The sequence below is a fragment of the Micromonospora sp. CPCC 206060 genome, from assembly GCF_036906895.1.
In the GTDB taxonomy this organism is placed as follows: domain Bacteria; phylum Actinomycetota; class Actinomycetes; order Mycobacteriales; family Micromonosporaceae; genus Micromonospora.
Genome location: NZ_JBAKHU010000066.1, coordinates 16,900 through 29,810 on the forward strand (window position 1 = coordinate 16,900; position 12,911 = coordinate 29,810).

The window sequence follows — 12,911 nt, forward strand, 5'->3', positions numbered from 1 at the left end:
GTCCGGCGGCTGGTCGCCCGGTTACGTGGCGGGCTGGCCGGCCGGTCGCTGCGCACCCGGCTGGTGGTCACCGTGGTCACCCTGCTCGCCGTGGTCTGCGTGGCGCTCAGCACGGTCACCACGCTCGTGCTGTACCACTTCCTGGTCCGAAAGATCGACGAGCAGTTGGTACCTCTGCCGCCGAACCGGATCGAGAGACGGCTGCCGCTGTCCGGCGAGCTGGTCGACCGGGAACTGGTGGTCCCGTTCGGACTGCCGTCCGGCTCGTTGATCGCCCGGGTCACCGACGGCCGGGTGGCAGACGCGGTCATTCGTACCGCGAGCGCGGACACCGAAGCGGCCGAGGCGCGGACCTCCGGGCAGCAGTCCGTCCCGCCGGACCGGCTGACCGTGCTGACCACGCTCAGCACGGACGGCCGACCGCGCAGCCGGGACCTCGGTGAGCTGGGCGACTACCGGGTGGCCGCCCGGACCATGCCGGACGGCTCGGTCGCGGTCATCGGCATCCCGCTCAGCGAGGTGCGGGAGACGGTCTGGTGGATGGTCGCCGCCCAGGCCGGACTGGTCGGCACCGGGCTGCTGATCGCCGGGACCACCGGCGCGTTGATCCTCCGGGCCGAACTGCGCCCGCTGCGACGGGTCGCGGCCACCGCCGGGCGGGTCGCCGAGCTGCCGCTGGACCGGGGTGAGGTGGCGCTCTCGGTCCGGGTACCGGACGCCGACACCGACCTGCGCACCGAGGTCGGCCAGGTCGGCAACGCCCTGAACCGGATGCTCGGGCACGTGGCGGCGGCACTCGCCGCCCGGCACGCCAGCGAGACACGGGTACGCCAGTTCGTCGCCGACGCCAGCCACGAACTGCGCACCCCGCTCGCCGCGATCCGGGGCTACGCCGAACTGGCCCGGCGTGGCCGGTACGAGGTGCCGCCGGACGTCGCGCACGCGCTGCGCCGGGTGGAGTCGGAGAGCACCCGGATGACCCGGCTCGTCGACGACCTGCTGCTGCTGGCCCGGCTGGACTCCGGCCGTCCGCTGGCGGTCGAACCGGTGGACCTGTCCGCGCTGGTGGTCGATGCGGTCAGCGACGCCCACGTGGCGGGCCCCGACCACCGGTGGAACCTGGACCTGCCCGATGTGGAGATAACGGTGCCGGGGGACGCCGCCCGGCTGCACCAGGTGTTGGCGAACCTCCTCGCCAACGCCCGTACCCACACCCCGGCCGGCACCGTCGTGACGACCACCCTGGCCCGGACCGACGACACCGTCGTACTGACCGTGACCGACAACGGGCCGGGTATCCCGAAGTCGTTGCAGGGCGAGGTGTTCGAACGGTTCGCCCGGGGCGACACGTCGCGGTCCCGGGCGGCGGGTAGCACCGGGCTGGGCCTGGCGATCGTCGCCGCAGTGGTGGAGGCACACCACGGGACGGTTGCCGTCCGCAGCGTTCCCGGGCACACCGGGTTCACCGTTCGTCTTCCCGCGTTCACAGTCGGTGCATAGGTTGCTCCGGGGAGGGCGACAGTGGGTTCCACAACAACGCTGGTGGCAGGCTGGAGGCATGTATCGGGAACAGCCAGCCGACCTTCCCGGGGCGGTGCTCTGGACCCGTGCCGTCCCGAGCACCGTGCAACCCGCCCGGGTGCTGCCCGACGGGTGTCTGGACCTGATCTGGAGCAGCCGGGCCGGTCTGCTGGTCGCCGGCCCGGACACCGTCGCCCAAGTGGCGCACAGCGCGCCGGGGGAGCGGTACGTGGGACTGCGGCTGCCGCCCGGGGTCGGCCCCGCCGTGTTCGGCGTACCCGCCTGCGACCTGCGTGACCAGCGGGTACCGCTCGCCGCGCTGTGGCCACGCGCGCTGGTCAGCGAGATCGCCGACCGGGTCGCCGCAGGGGCAGCCGGTGCGGTCCTGACCTCGGTCGCCGCCGGACGGTTACGCCGTGCGGGTGGACCCGATCCGATGGCGACGGCGCTGGTCGGGTGGCTGGCCGCCGGTGAACCGGTCGGTGTGGTCGCCGCCCGGGTCGGCCTCGGCGCCCGGCACCTGCACCGTCGCTGTCAGGCTCTCTTCGGGTACGGCCCGAAGACACTGGCCCGGATCCTGCGGATGGGTGGCGCACTCGATCTGGCCCGGTCGGGTGTGCCGTTGGCGGAGGTGGCGGCCCGCAGCGGCTATGCCGACCAGGCCCACCTCACCCGTGAGGTGCGTGACCTGGCCGGCGTACCACCCACCGCGTTGCTGCGTGCCGGGTGAATCCCGGCTGGGTCCTGCCGGGTTAGGCGTCGACAGTGGCCGGGCCGGGCAGGACGGCCTCCGCCTCTGCCCGGGCGCCGGCCAGCACCTTCGCCTGCTGCGACCAGGTCGGCAGGCTCGGGGCCAGCCGCAGGCCGGCCGCCCGGATCGCCTCCCGCAGGTCCGCCTCACTGGTGGCGGCCAACTGCTGGTAGGTCCGGATACCGGCCGCCTGCAACGCGGTCGCCATCTTCGGGCCGATCCCCTCGATCCGGCGCAGGTCGTCGTCGGCTGCGGGAGCCGCCGCAGCGACCGGAACCGGGGTGACCTCGGCGGTCACCTTCTCGGGCTCCACCGCGATGATCGGCTCGGCGACCGGCTCGGGCTCCACGACGGCGGTCACCTTCTCGGGCTCCACCGCGATGATCGGCTCGGCGACCGGCTCGGGCTCCACGACGGCGGTCACCTTCTCGGGCTCCACCGCGATGATCGGCTCGGCGACCGGCTCGGGCTCCACGACGGCGGTCACCTTCTCGGGCTCCACGGCGGTGGTCGGCTCGGCGGCCGGTTCGGGCTCCACTACGGGTTCGGGCTGGGCGACCGGCTCCGGCGGGGCGACCGTGGCGGTCGGCGCGGCAACCGGCTCGGTGTCCGTGGCCGGCTCGGTCGGCTGTGCCGCGACGGGCTCGGTGACCGTCACCGGCGGGATGGTGTCCGTGGTCGGCTCGGTGACCGTCACCGGCGGGATGGTGGGCGCGGTCGGGACCGGCGGGGCGGCCACCTCGACCGGAGCGGCAGCGGCGGGCGCGGACACCGACCTCGTGTCGACCGTGGAAACCTCCGGTCGGGGTGTTCCGCCGCTCGCGTTGCGACGCCGTAGACCCGCGAGGGTCCAACCGGCGACCAGTCCGATGAGTAGAGCCAGGATGAACAGCAACCAGTCCACGGCAAACCTCCAGATGCACACGGCACGCGGGAAAGATCGAGGCAGCTTCGCATACACCCACCGCTTGCGTCACAGCGCCCGGCATACCGTCCATCCGCACGTTATCGCCGGTGACCGGGCGCTGACCGAGCGTCGTCCGGGACCCCTGGTGGGTCGGCTCGCGCGGCCGGGGGAGGTCGCGCAGTTTCCAGGAAATTGGTGCTTCGGACGGGGAGGACACCCCGGTACCCCGGAAACTGCGCGACCCTGCGTGGTCTCACCACGCCGTACCCGTCGACCCGTACCGGGCCGGTGGGTCAGGCCAGCGGGAAGAACGCGATCTTGCCGTGGAACTCCCCGGCCACCGTGGACGTGTCACTGCCGATCCAGAGCCCGGCCGGGGTGGCGAGGATGTCGGCCGTGCCGACCCCGCGCTCCTTGGTCGGGTTCCAGGACAGTGCCTTACCGGTGGTGGGGTGGATGGCCCCGATACCGGGCCGGGAGACCGCACCCGCACCGGCGGAGTTGCGGCCCAGTGGGTTGTCCAGCCAGCGCTGGTGCCCACCCACGTAGACCGCGGCGCCGGTGACCGCCACCGACAGCAGGGTGTCGCCGCCGGTGTAGTTGACCCAGGTCGGCTGCTTGTTCGGACCGGCGGTGCCGAACTCGAAGCGCGCTGCCGCGTCGCAGAGGGTGTTGGGGTAGGTGTAGCCGGTGGTCACCACGACGAACCAGGTGCCGTCGGCGGAGATGTCCACCCCGCGCATGTACGTCGGGGTGTTGTTGGAACAGGCCGGCTGGTAGCGGGTGGTGGCCCAGGCGGAGAGGGTGGCACCGGTCGTCGTCAGGTCGACCACGGCGAGCTGGTACCGTGCCTGCCCGGCCGCCGAACTGAAGTTGCCGATGATGATCAACCGCCGCCCGTCCGCCGACACGTCCAGCGCCTCCACCTTGACCGGTGCGGTCACCCCGGTCGCGGTGGTACGCGGACCGGCCAGGTTCAGGTTCACCGAACCGTCCGCCGCCCCGGTGGTGGCGTTCAACGCGGCGAGTCCCTTACGGGCCACTCCGGCCACCGTCTGGAAAGCCCCGCCCAGGATCAGCCGGTTACCCACCAGCCGCAGGTCGGCCACCGCGCCGTTGAGCACCGCCGGAACGAACCCGGACACCCGGGCGCCGGTGGCCGCGTCGACCCTGGTGACGTACCGGGACGTGGTGCCGTTGACGGTGGTGAACGACCCTCCGACGTAGAGCGAACGCCCGTCGGCCGAGGCGGCCAGCGCGCGTACCGTGCCGTTGAGGGTCACCCGGAACGCGGTGTCGATCCGGCCGGTGGTCGCGTCGAAGGCCACCAGCCGGGCCATGGCCAGCGGTGTCGACGAGTTGGCGTTGCGGACGCTGGTGAACGAGCCGGCCATGTAGACCCGGTTACCGATCTGGAGGATCCGGTACACCGTGCCGTCCAGGGCGTGTGGTGTCCAGTTGGCCGGATCGGCGCTGACCACCGTGGGGTGGGTGGCGTTGACCGCGCTGGCCGGGGTGGCCGGGAACGCGGCCAGCGCGGTCGCCGTCACCGCGACGACGGCGACCGCGCCGGCCCGGCGGCGGGTACGGGACGGGGGGTCCCGACGGGTGGTCGTCCGGCGCGACTCCGCGGGACGCCATCGATGCTCATGCCATGTCATCGTCGCATCATCGCGGTCGGTGGCGGTTTTGTGTAGACGCAAGTGGACCGGCTGCGCCCACCGATCGGCGCTGTTTCGTTGCCGGGCCGGCGGTCGGTGCTCAGTCGGTCGCGGGCAGCGGGGCGAAGAGATCGACCGCGTTGCCGTCCGGGTCGTGCAGCACCGCGTACCGCTGTCCCCAGACGGCGTCCCACGGTGGCCGGTGCCCCCGGTGCCCCCGGTGCCCGGCGGCGACCAGCTCCGCGTAGCGCCGGTCCACCTCGTCGGGGTCGGCGCAGCGGAAGGCGAGACTCACCCGTGGGCCGCCGCTGGCGGGTACCCAGTCGGGGTCGTAGGAGCGGACCGTGGCCACCGTGTCCCAGGCCAGCCGGAGGCCGCCCGGCAGGTCGACCTCCACGTGCGGCTCGTGCTCGGCGCCGGCCGGGATGTCCAGGCCCACCTGCCGGTAGAACTCCAGCGACCGGGCGAGGTCGGTCACGACCAGCCCGATCAGGTCGAAGCGAGGTGTCATACGGCCACCGTAGGACGCCGGTCGCGCAGCGGTCTTGAACGAATCGGACCGTACCCGGCTGACCGGTGTCGACCACATGACCGTCTTATGCCGCGTAACGTGGCCTTATCGCCCTTCAGGGGAGAAATGCTGCAATACGGCATGGATGGCGACGATCGCCAGGAAGGGGGTGGCCGGCGATGGTGCTGGCCTACCTGGACGCGGGATCCGGCAGCCTGATCGTGCAGGCGCTGGTCGGTGGAGCCGCCGGAGCCGCCGTCGCCGCCAAGCTCTACTGGCGTCGACTGGCCGCACGGTTCCGCCGGCCTCAGGAGAGCGGTACCGAGGCACCGTCGCCGCAGACCACCGACCGGACATGACACCACCGGTGCCGTACCCGCAGAACACCGCCGTGCGGGCCGAGCCCGGCTCGTTCCGCGACCCGGCCAACCGGGTCTTCCATGCCGGCGACGACGTCCTGCGCGGCCTGCGCGAGCAGGCCGCGCAGGACTGGCGGGCCCTCGCCGCCACCGACTTCTTCCCGTCGCTGCTCGCCGCCGGCAAGGTCTGCGGCACCGAACAGGTCGCGCCCGACCTGGTACCCGCCGACGACGGTGGGCCGTGGGCGGCGGTCCTGCGGCACGAGCGGATCCCGTTCGTGTCGCACCCCGCCGAGTGGTCCTTCGCGATGCTGCGCGACGCCGCGCTGCTGCACCTGGAGATCCTCACCGAGGCCGTCCCGGCCGGATTCACCACCAAGGACGGCTCCGCCTGGAACCTCCAGTTCCGGGGTGCCGAGCCGGTCTTCATCGACGTCGGGTCGTTCGAGCCGGCCCGTGAGGGGGAGCCCTGGGCCGGCTACCGTCAGTTCTGCCAGACGCTGCTCTACCCGCTGCTGCTCCAGGCCCATCTGGGCGTGGACTTCCAGCCCTGGCTGCGGGCCCGGGTCGACGGGATCGAGCCGCACCAGATGCGTCGCCTGTTCCGGGGTGTCCGCCGGTGGCGCTCCGGCGTGCTGACCCACGTCCACCTGCACGACTCGCTCGCCAACCGGCACGCCACGACCACCGGCCGGGAGGTGCGCGGCCAGCTCCGGCACGCCGGCTTCTCCCGTGAGGTGGTGCTGGCCACCATCCGGTCCCTGACCCGGCTCGTCCGGCGGCTCGACTGGCAGCCGCCGGCCACCGGGTGGTCCGACTACCAGAGCACCTGCGGGTACTCCACCGCCGACCGGATCGGCAAGGAACGCTTCGTCGACGCCGCGGTCGCCGACGCCGGCCGGTCGGCACTGGTGCTCGATCTCGGGGCCAACGACGGCACGTACTCCCGCATCGCCGCCCGGCACGCCGGCTACGTGGTGGCGGTGGAACACGACGCGGCCGTGGTCGACCGGCTCTACCGGCGGCTGCGCGGCGAGGGCGAACGGCGGATCCTGCCGCTGGTGATGGACCTCGCCGACCCGACCCCCGGGGTCGGCTGGCGCAGCACCGAACGGGCCGGCTTCGTCACCCGCTCCCGGGCCGATGTCGTCCTCGCCCTGGCCCTGGTGCACCACCTGGCCATCGCCCGTAACGTGCCGCTGGCGCTGGTCGTCGACTGGCTCGTCGACCTACTCGCCGGTGCCGGCGCCCGGCTGGTCGTGGAGTTCGTGCACCCCGAGGACCCGATGGCGCAGCGGCTGATCGACAACAAGCCGGCCGGGCTGCACGCCGAATACCGGCGGGACGTCTTCGAGCGGCTGCTCGGTCGGCGCTGCGTGATCCAGCAACGGCGGGAACTGCCCTGCGGCACCCGTACCCTCTATCTCGGCACGGTCCGTGACTGAGATCGCGACGTCCGCCGGGGTCCGGGACCGCCCGCCGGTCGACCCACCGGACCGGCCACGCCAGCTCCGATGGGGTACGGAGCTGCGCCGGCAACTGGAACTGGTCGGGTTGACCGGGTTGACCATCGCCCAACCACTGCTCGACGTCACCGGACGCAGTCCGGACTTCTTCCTGTTCCACCGGGCCACCCGGGGCGAGATCCTGCTGCTGGTGGCGGTGCTCGTCGCCGGTCCGCCGGTGGTGCTGGGCCTGCTCGGGGCGGCGAGCCGGCTGGCCGGTACCCGCGTCCGCCGGGTGGTGCACACCACCACCGTGGCCGCCCTGCTGGCGGCGCTCGCGGTGCAGATCGGCAGACACCTGCTGCCCCTGCGCGGGATACCCCTGCTCGTGCTGGCGATCGTCCTGGGGCTGGCCGGGGCGGCGGCGCGGTACCGGTGGCGGGCCGTCCGGCTGGTGCTGCGTACCGCGTCGGTCGGCCCGCTGGTCTTCGTCGGCCTGTTCGTGCTCGCCTCGCCGGCCTCGGCGGTGCTGCTGCCCGCCGAGCGGCCCGGCGCCGGACCCGGCGTGGCCCAGTCCCCGGGGCGGCACCCGCCGGTGGTCATGATCATCCTGGACGAGTTCCCGTTGGGTTCGCTGCTCACCCCGGACGGCCGGATGGATACGGCACGCTACCCGCACTTCGCCGAACTGGCCGCCGGCTCGACCTGGTACCGCAACGCCTCCGGGGTGAGCGGATGGACGCCGTACGCGCTGCCCGCGATGCTGACCGGCCGCTACCCGCAGGAGGCCGTCCCGCCGCACTTCTCCCGGTACCCGGACAACCTCTTCACCGCCTTCGGCGGGTTGTACGACATCCGGGCCCAGGAGAGCGTCACCGAACTGTGCCCGCCGAGCCGGTGCGGCGAGCGGACCGGCGCCGGGCACGGTGGGCTGCCCGTGCTGCTGCGGGAGAGCGCCGCCCTGCTGACCCGGATCGTCGCGCCGGTCGACAGCGGCGTCGACCCGGAGGCCGCCTACCGGGAGGTGACCCGGGCCGAGGCGGGCCTGGACACGGCGGTACCGGTACCGACCGACCCGAAGTTCCGCTGGGACACCCTCGACGACAACCAGCCGGCCCGGTTCACCGAGTTCCTCGCCGGACTGCGCCCGACCGACCAACCCACCCTGCACTTCCTGCACCTGCTCATGCCGCACAGCCCGTGGGCGTACCTGCCGTCCGGGGCCCGCTACGACGCGCCGGAGGACCTGCCCAACGACGGCGCCGGCTGGGTGGACCTGGCCCGGCAACGGCACCTCGCCCAGGTCGGCTACACCGACCGGCTCATCGGCGAGACCCTGCGGGTGCTGCGCGCCACCGGCCTCTACGACGACGCCCTGCTGGTGGTGACCGCCGACCACGGGGTCAGCTTCACCTCCGGGGTGCAGGGGCGGGGCATCGACGCGATCCGGGGCGCGCCCGGTGAGGTGCTCCGGGTCCCGCTGTTCGTCAAGGAACCGGGGCAGCGCGCCGGCCGGGTGGACGAGCGCAACTGGGAGCACGTCGACCTGCTGCCCACCGTCGCCGACCTGGCCCGGATCCGGCTGGCCCATCCGGTGGACGGCCGTTCGGCCCGCAGCGCCCCCCGGGACACCGCCGAGAAGGGCTTCTACGACCGGCCGGGCGAGCGGGTGTCCGTACCGCCGCTGCCGCCGGCCGTCGGACCGGCGCTGACGCGCTCCGCGTTGGTCGGCCGGTCGGTCACCGACCTGCGGGTCACCGGCGGGGCCGGGCCGGTGAGCGTGGTCGAGCGCGCCGCGTTCCGGGGCCTGGATCCGGTGGAGGGCCGGTTGCCCGCGCTGGTCAGCGGGACGGTACCGGCCAGCGTGCCGGACGGCACCGAGATCGCGGTCGCGGTCAACGGGCGGATCGGCGCGGTGGTACCGGTGGTGCCACCCGGTCCCGGCGGCCGCCGGTTCGCCGCGCTGCTCACCGACGATGCACTCTTCGTGCCCGGCGACAACCGGCTTGAGCTGTACGCCGTGACGCCCGGCCCGGCACTGCGCCGGCTCACCCTGGGCTAGGTTCCCGGCTCGCCATCCGGGTCCCGGGCTTCCGGCTGCCCGGGTCGCTGTGGCCCAGGCCGGTGAGGTCGGCGTCCGCCCCGACCGCTGGTGCCCGGCGATTGCGGGTGTCCGCTTCCGGGCCGTTTTGCCCGCGCCCTGGGTTGATGCCCGTGGTCCTGTCCAGGCCGATGTGTCGATGCCCGGCGGCCTGCCGTGGCTGTCCGGCAGCATCGGCCGGGGTGGAGAAGGGTTCGGTTAGGTCCGGATCCGTGCGGGTATTCCCGGTCCGGCAAGTCGGGAATCAGGTGACGCATCCCTCACCTGCGCCGCCACGAGAAGCGCTGCCCCGAGCAGGCGGATTACCGTGAAAGCGAAGGCAATTCAACGCAGACTCTGCCGGCTAAGCGAGGGACACATGACGGACGTCAAGCTCGATCACCCCGGTGGGCAGCTGTCGATGCCGGTGCAGCCCGCAGTCGAGGGGCCGTCCGGGATTGGCGTGACCAAGCTGCTCAAGGAGACCGGGCTGGTCACCTACGACCCGGGCTTCGTCAACACCGCCGCCTGCTCCTCGGCGATCACCTACATCGACGGCGATGCGGGCATCCTGCGCTATCGTGGCTACCCCATCGAGCAGTTGGCCGAGAAGTCCTCCTTCCTGGAGGTCTCCTACCTGCTCATCTACGGCGAGCTGCCGAGCCAGCAGCAGCTGACCGAGTTCAGCGAGCGGATCCGGCGGCACTCGCTGCTGCACGAGGAGATGCGCCGGTTCTTCGACGGCTTCCCCCGCGACGCGCACCCGATGGCGGTGCTCTCCTCGGCCGTCAGCGCCATCTCGACCTTCTACCAGGACAGCCTGGACCCGTTCGACTCCGACCACGTCGAGATGTCCACGGTCCGGCTGATGGCCAAGGTCCCCACCATCGCCTCGTACGCCTACAAGAAGTCGATCGGGCAGCCGCTGCTGTACCCGGACAACTCGCTCGGGTACGTGGAGAACTTCCTGCGGATGAACTTCGGCGTACCGGCCGAGGCGTACGAGGTCGACCCGGTCGTGGCGCGGGTGCTGGACATGCTCTTCGTGCTGCACGCCGACCACGAGCAGAACTGCTCCACGTCGACCGTCCGGCTGGTCGGCTCCAGCAACGCCAACCTGTTCGCCTCCGTCTCGGCCGGGGTCAACGCCCTGTTCGGCCCGCTGCACGGCGGCGCCAACCAGGCGGTGCTGGAGATGCTCCAGCGCATCCACGCCGAGGGTGGTGACGTGCAGTCCTTCGTCCGCCGGGTGAAGGACAAGGAGGACGGCGTCAAGCTGATGGGCTTCGGGCACCGGGTCTACAAGAACTACGACCCGCGCGCCGCGATCGTCAAGAAGGCCGCGCAGGACGTCCTCGGCCGGATGGCCAAGCCGGACCCGCTGCTGGACCTGGCGATGCAGTTGGAGGAGATTGCCCTCGCCGACGACTTCTTCGTCTCCCGCAGGCTCTACCCGAACGTGGACTTCTACACCGGCCTGATCTACAAGGCCATGGGCTTCCCGACGAAGATGTTCACCGTGCTCTTCGCCCTCGGTCGGCTGCCGGGCTGGATCGCCCAGTGGCGCGAGATGATCTCCGACCCGGAGACCAAGATCGGCCGCCCCCGGCAGATCTACACCGGTGCCCCCGAGCGCGACTACCGCCCGCTCGCCGAGCGCTGATCCGCCGTCCCGGACGACCCACCGGCCGCCGCCCCGTCACCGGGGTCGGCGGCCGGTCCGCATCCTGCGCCCGGGCCGGCCGGCCCTGCGTACATCGGTGTCGCGTACCGGATCCGGACGCCCGGATGAACAGCGGGGGTTCGGGGGTGGCACTCCGGTCCACCGGTCGCTAGGCGGCCGGCGACCACGACAGGTCCACAAAGTACTGCGGGTACGCCTTCGGGTACGCCGCGATCTGCAGCAGCCTGTTCGAGAAGTGGGCCGAGGAGGGGGCGAAGAAGTCCCGGGACGAACTCCGATGCGGGAACTCGGCCCGGACGTGGCGGTGGCCGGCAACCACGAGTTCGACTGGGGCCCGGCCCGGCCCGGCCCGGCCCGGGTGGGCGAGGGCGCCCGTCTGTTGGGGGCGCCGCTGCTCTGTGTCAACCCTGCCCGCCAGCGGACTCGCGGGTACCGCGACCTCCTGGTTACGGCGCGACGTAATGGGCTGCGTCTGGCGGTGCTGGGCGTTCGAGTTGCGTGATCCGCAGCCCCGGCGCGACCTCGACGTCTCGTACCGCCACGAACCCCCGCCGCTCGTACAGCCGCAGTGCCGGGGTGTTCAACGCCCCTGTCGACACGACCGTACGTTCGGCTGGCTCCGCTGTGTCGAGCGCGTTGAGCAGCGCGGTGGCGACACCACGGCGGAAGGCTCGCGGCGCGACGACGAGCTTGCAGATGTCCAGCGTTGCGTCATCGAGGCGGTCGTACGCCACCGCCCCGACGAGCCCGTCCCCGTCGCGGGCGCCGAGCCACCGCTCGCGCGCCGCACGCAGTTCGGCCACCGTCTCGTGCAGCGCGGGTATCCCGTCGGACCCGATCAGTGCCGCCTCGACGGCGTACGCGGCCCGCTGCATCTGGAGGACCTGGCGCGCGGTTGCGGCGTTGTGGCGTACGTCCAGCGGTTCGATCGTCAGCATCCGTCCATGATCCCGCGCCCTCCTCCGCGGCCTGGTTCTTCCCGGTCAACGGGGTGAGGTCGGCCGGTGACCCCGGCTGCCCGGTGCCGGCGGCGGAAGCGTTAAAAAGGGCCCCTTCCTATACCGAAAGCGATAAGAAGGGGCCCTTCCTTACCGGGAGGCGAGGAGGTTGCCCTCGGGGACGCGCAGCGCCGGGCGGCCCTGCTCCATCCGGGTCCGGGCCTGCTCGGTGGCGAAGGCCGGCGCCTGCTGGATCGCCGCCGCGTACGTCGTGGCGGTCTGCTGCGCGATCTGGGTCCAGCCGTACTGCTCGGTGACCATCCGCCGGGCGCGGCGGGCCAGGGCCCGGGTGCGCTCGGTGTCCGACAGCAGGGTGTGCACCGCGTGGGCGAGTGCCTGCGGGTCGTTCGGGGTGAAGGTCATCCCGTTGACCCCGGACTGGACGATCTCGGCGAGCCCGCCGGTGGCGGCCACCGCCAGTGGGGCGCCGGCCGCCGCGCCCTCCAGGGCGACCATGCCGAACGGCTCGTAGATGCTGGGTACCGCGAAGCAGTCCGAGGCGGCCATCAGCGCGGGCAGGTCGCCGCCGCCGAGGAAGCCGGGCATGGTGATCATGTCGCCGACCCCGAAGCGGTGGATCTCGGCCTCCAGTTCCGGCCGGTACGGCCCGTCCCCGGCGATCACCACGCGCAGCCCGGGGTGCCGGTGGCGCAGCTCGGGCAGTCCGGCGATCAGGTGCTGGACGCCCTTCTCGTAGACCAGCCGGCCGGCGAAGGTGAGCAGCTGACCGTCCCCGGCGAACCGGCGGCGGGCGGCGGCGACCGCCGTCGCCGGGGCCCGCCAGCGGTGCGCCTCGACCCCGTTGGCCACCACGTCGACCCGGCCGGCCGGTACCTCGAACAGGCCGGTGATCTGGTCGCGCATGTATCCGGAGCAGACGATCACCCGACCGGACTCCTGGCTCAGCCACCACTCCATGGAGTGGATCGAGCGGTTCATCTCCTCGGGCAGCCAGCCCTGGTGCCGGCCGGCCTCGGTGGCGTGGATGGTGGTG

At 72.6% G+C, this 12,911-nt stretch carries 12 protein-coding genes; 6 read left to right on the forward strand and 6 right to left on the reverse strand.

Annotated features, from left to right (window positions below; all coding sequences use genetic code 11):
* Positions 1–33: 33 nt before the first annotated feature.
* Positions 34–1,500 (forward strand): sensor histidine kinase, encoded by a 1,467-nt coding sequence (locus V6U90_RS27150; RefSeq protein WP_334442467.1) that lies wholly within the window; start codon positions 34–36, stop codon positions 1,498–1,500.
* A 58-nt stretch (positions 1,501–1,558) separates the two neighbouring features.
* Positions 1,559–2,251, forward strand: coding sequence for an AraC family transcriptional regulator (locus V6U90_RS27155; RefSeq protein WP_334442443.1), 693 nt, complete (start codon positions 1,559–1,561; stop codon positions 2,249–2,251).
* A gap of 22 nt (positions 2,252–2,273) precedes the next feature.
* On the opposite strand, the gene V6U90_RS27160 is transcribed toward V6U90_RS27155, so the two are convergent.
* From V6U90_RS27160 to V6U90_RS27170, 3 genes are all read right to left on the reverse strand, one after another.
* On the reverse strand, positions 2,274–3,176 hold the full coding sequence (locus V6U90_RS27160) for a helix-hairpin-helix domain-containing protein (protein WP_334442445.1): 903 nt from the start codon (positions 3,174–3,176) through the stop codon (positions 2,274–2,276).
* 296 nt (positions 3,177–3,472) lie between these two features.
* The gene (locus V6U90_RS27165; protein WP_334442448.1) at positions 3,473–4,840 is read right to left on the reverse strand and encodes a hypothetical protein; all 1,368 of its coding nucleotides are present in this window, start codon (positions 4,838–4,840) and stop codon (positions 3,473–3,475) included.
* A 100-nt stretch (positions 4,841–4,940) separates the two neighbouring features.
* Positions 4,941–5,351 (reverse strand): VOC family protein, encoded by a 411-nt coding sequence (locus tag V6U90_RS27170; RefSeq protein WP_334442450.1) that lies wholly within the window; start codon positions 5,349–5,351, stop codon positions 4,941–4,943.
* A 179-nt stretch (positions 5,352–5,530) separates the two neighbouring features.
* Here V6U90_RS27170 and V6U90_RS27175 point away from each other — a divergent pair, with 179 nt between their 5' ends.
* From V6U90_RS27175 to V6U90_RS27190, 4 genes are all read left to right on the forward strand, one after another.
* A complete protein-coding gene (locus V6U90_RS27175) occupies positions 5,531–5,710 on the forward strand; it encodes a hypothetical protein (protein WP_334442452.1) in 180 nt (59 codons plus the stop codon).
* On the forward strand, positions 5,707–7,155 hold the full coding sequence (locus V6U90_RS27180) for a methyltransferase (protein ID WP_334442454.1): 1,449 nt from the start codon (positions 5,707–5,709) through the stop codon (positions 7,153–7,155). The genes V6U90_RS27175 and V6U90_RS27180 overlap by 4 nt, the downstream gene beginning before the upstream one ends.
* On the forward strand, positions 7,148–9,217 hold the full coding sequence (locus tag V6U90_RS27185; protein ID WP_334442456.1) for a sulfatase-like hydrolase/transferase: 2,070 nt from the start codon (positions 7,148–7,150) through the stop codon (positions 9,215–9,217). The genes V6U90_RS27180 and V6U90_RS27185 overlap by 8 nt, the downstream gene beginning before the upstream one ends.
* 397 nt (positions 9,218–9,614) lie before the next feature.
* Positions 9,615–10,898, forward strand: coding sequence for a citrate synthase (locus tag V6U90_RS27190; protein ID WP_334442458.1), 1,284 nt, complete (start codon positions 9,615–9,617; stop codon positions 10,896–10,898).
* A gap of 169 nt (positions 10,899–11,067) precedes the next feature.
* On the opposite strand, the gene V6U90_RS27195 is transcribed toward V6U90_RS27190, so the two are convergent.
* The 3 genes from V6U90_RS27195 to V6U90_RS27205 form a co-directional block, all read right to left on the reverse strand.
* On the reverse strand, positions 11,068–11,238 hold the full coding sequence (locus V6U90_RS27195; RefSeq protein ID WP_334442461.1) for a hypothetical protein: 171 nt from the start codon (positions 11,236–11,238) through the stop codon (positions 11,068–11,070).
* 127 nt (positions 11,239–11,365) lie between these two features.
* On the reverse strand, positions 11,366–11,857 hold the full coding sequence (locus V6U90_RS27200) for a GNAT family N-acetyltransferase (protein WP_334442463.1): 492 nt from the start codon (positions 11,855–11,857) through the stop codon (positions 11,366–11,368).
* A 150-nt stretch (positions 11,858–12,007) separates the two neighbouring features.
* Positions 12,008–12,911 (reverse strand): glycosyltransferase family 4 protein (locus tag V6U90_RS27205; protein ID WP_334442465.1); only part of this gene is annotated, 904 nt, incomplete at its 5' end.

Bases quoted from the DNA above. Each gene is read 5' to 3' on its own strand.
- V6U90_RS27155 (WP_334442443.1), top strand. From the start codon at position 1,559: ATGTATCGGGAACAGCCAGCCGACCTTCCCGGGGCGGTGCTCTGGACC.
- V6U90_RS27180 (WP_334442454.1), top strand. From the start codon at position 5,707: ATGACACCACCGGTGCCGTACCCGCAGAACACCGCCGTGCGGGCCGAG.
- V6U90_RS27190 (WP_334442458.1), top strand. From the start codon at position 9,615: ATGACGGACGTCAAGCTCGATCACCCCGGTGGGCAGCTGTCGATGCCG.
- V6U90_RS27175 (WP_334442452.1), top strand. From the start codon at position 5,531: ATGGTGCTGGCCTACCTGGACGCGGGATCCGGCAGCCTGATCGTGCAG.
- V6U90_RS27200 (WP_334442463.1), bottom strand. From the start codon at position 11,857: ATGCTGACGATCGAACCGCTGGACGTACGCCACAACGCCGCAACCGCG.
- V6U90_RS27165 (WP_334442448.1), bottom strand. From the start codon at position 4,840: ATGACATGGCATGAGCATCGATGGCGTCCCGCGGAGTCGCGCCGGACG.
- V6U90_RS27170 (WP_334442450.1), bottom strand. From the start codon at position 5,351: ATGACACCTCGCTTCGACCTGATCGGGCTGGTCGTGACCGACCTCGCC.